This is a genomic window from Priestia sp. FSL W8-0001 (assembly GCF_038050335.1).
Taxonomy (GTDB): Bacteria; Bacillota; Bacilli; order Bacillales; family Bacillaceae_H; genus Priestia; species Priestia flexa.
In genome coordinates, this window is sequence record NZ_JBBPAL010000001.1 from 250,001 (window position 1) to 252,500 (window position 2,500).

The window sequence follows — 2,500 nt, forward strand, 5'->3', positions numbered from 1 at the left end:
AGTAATGGGGGGACGCAGGAGGATAGAGTAAGCGCGCTGCTGGATATGCGCGTTCAAGCAGTTAGGCTGATGAGTAGGCAAATCCGCTCATCATAAGGCTGAGCTGTGATGACGAGGGAAATATAGTACCGAAGTTCTTGATTCCACACTGCCAAGAAAAGCCTCTAGCGAGGCGGGAGGTGCCCGTACCGCAAACCGACACAGGTAGGCGAGGAGAGAATCCTAAGGTGATCGAGAGAACTCTCGTTAAGGAACTCGGCAAAATGACCCCGTAACTTCGGGAGAAGGGGTGCTCTGGTAGGGTGTATAGCCCGAGAGAGCCGCAGTGAATAGGCCCAGGCGACTGTTTAGCAAAAACACAGGTCTCTGCGAAGCCGCAAGGCGAAGTATAGGGGCTGACGCCTGCCCGGTGCTGGAAGGTTAAGAGGAGGGGTTATCCTTTGGGAGAAGCTCTGAATCGAAGCCCCAGTAAACGGCGGCCGTAACTATAACGGTCCTAAGGTAGCGAAATTCCTTGTCGGGTAAGTTCCGACCCGCACGAAAGGCGTAACGATCTGGGCACTGTCTCAACGAGAGACTCGGTGAAATTATAGTACCTGTGAAGATGCAGGTTACCCGCGACAGGACGGAAAGACCCCGTGGAGCTTTACTGTAGCCTGATATTGAATTTTGGTACAGCTTGTACAGGATAGGTAGGAGCCTGAGAAGCCGGAGCGCTAGCTTCGGTGGAGGCGTCGGTGGGATACTACCCTGGTTGTATTGAAATTCTAACCCGCAGCCCTGATCGGGCTGGGAGACAGTGTCAGGTGGGCAGTTTGACTGGGGCGGTCGCCTCCTAAAGAGTAACGGAGGCGCCCAAAGGTTCCCTCAGAATGGTTGGAAATCATTCGTAGAGTGTAAAGGCACAAGGGAGCTTGACTGCGAGACCTACAAGTCGAGCAGGGACGAAAGTCGGGCTTAGTGATCCGGTGGTTCCGCATGGAAGGGCCATCGCTCAACGGATAAAAGCTACCCCGGGGATAACAGGCTTATCTCCCCCAAGAGTCCACATCGACGGGGAGGTTTGGCACCTCGATGTCGGCTCATCGCATCCTGGGGCTGTAGTCGGTCCCAAGGGTTGGGCTGTTCGCCCATTAAAGCGGTACGCGAGCTGGGTTCAGAACGTCGTGAGACAGTTCGGTCCCTATCCGTCGTGGGCGTAGGAAATTTGAGAGGAGCTGTCCTTAGTACGAGAGGACCGGGATGGACACACCGCTGGTGTACCAGTTGTCTTGCCAAAGGCATCGCTGGGTAGCTATGTGTGGACGGGATAAGTGCTGAAAGCATCTAAGCATGAAGCCCCCCTCAAGATGAGATTTCCCATAGCGCAAGCTAGTAAGATCCCTGAAAGATGATCAGGTTGATAGGTCAGAGGTGGAAGCACGGCGACGTGTGTAGCTGACTGATACTAATCGATCGAGGACTTAACCAAAACGATAGTACACGAAGTACTCAGCGAAATGTTATCTAGTTTTGAGAGAATAATCTCAAAACATGTCTGGTGGCGATAGCAGAGAGGTCACACCCGTTCCCATGCCGAACACGGAAGTTAAGTTCTCTAGCGCCGATGGTAGTTGGGACTTTGTCCCTGTGAGAGTAGGACGTTGCCAGGCTGAAAAAGATTTCTCTTTTTCTTTCAAAAAGTATTTGACACCAAGTGAAAAACTTGGTACGATGATAAAGTCGCCTAAGAGCGGCGGTTGAACTTTGAAAACTGAACAAAGCGACAAACGTCAACGTTAATTTTTTTAAACTTTTATGAGCAAGTCAAACATTTCTTCGGAGAGTTTGATCCTGGCTCAGGATGAACGCTGGCGGCGTGCCTAATACATGCAAGTCGAGCGAACTGATTAGAAGCTTGCTTCTATGACGTTAGCGGCGGACGGGTGAGTAACACGTGGGCAACCTGCCTGTAAGACTGGGATAACTCCGGGAAACCGGAGCTAATACCGGATAACATTTTCTCTTGCATAAGAGAAAATTGAAAGATGGTTTCGGCTATCACTTACAGATGGGCCCGCGGTGCATTAGCTAGTTGGTGAGGTAACGGCTCACCAAGGCAACGATGCATAGCCGACCTGAGAGGGTGATCGGCCACACTGGGACTGAGACACGGCCCAGACTCCTACGGGAGGCAGCAGTAGGGAATCTTCCGCAATGGACGAAAGTCTGACGGAGCAACGCCGCGTGAGTGATGAAGGCTTTCGGGTCGTAAAACTCTGTTGTTAGGGAAGAACAAGTACAAGAGTAACTGCTTGTACCTTGACGGTACCTAACCAGAAAGCCACGGCTAACTACGTGCCAGCAGCCGCGGTAATACGTAGGTGGCAAGCGTTATCCGGAATTATTGGGCGTAAAGCGCGCGCAGGCGGTTTCTTAAGTCTGATGTGAAAGCCCACGGCTCAACCGTGGAGGGTCATTGGAAACTGGGGAACTTGAGTGCAGAAGAGAAAAGCGGAAT

At 51.9% G+C, this 2,500-nt stretch carries 3 rRNA genes (2 of these 3 cut by a window edge); all 3 read left to right on the forward strand.

Annotated features, from left to right (window positions below):
- Positions 1–1,471, forward strand: a 23S ribosomal RNA gene (locus tag MKZ18_RS01420) (it extends 1,464 nt beyond the left edge of the window).
- 65 nt (positions 1,472–1,536) lie between these two features.
- Positions 1,537–1,652: ribosomal RNA gene (gene rrf / locus MKZ18_RS01425) — 5S ribosomal RNA — on the forward strand.
- Between the two features lie 163 nt (positions 1,653–1,815).
- Positions 1,816–2,500, forward strand: a 16S ribosomal RNA gene (locus tag MKZ18_RS01430); it runs 868 nt beyond the window's last position.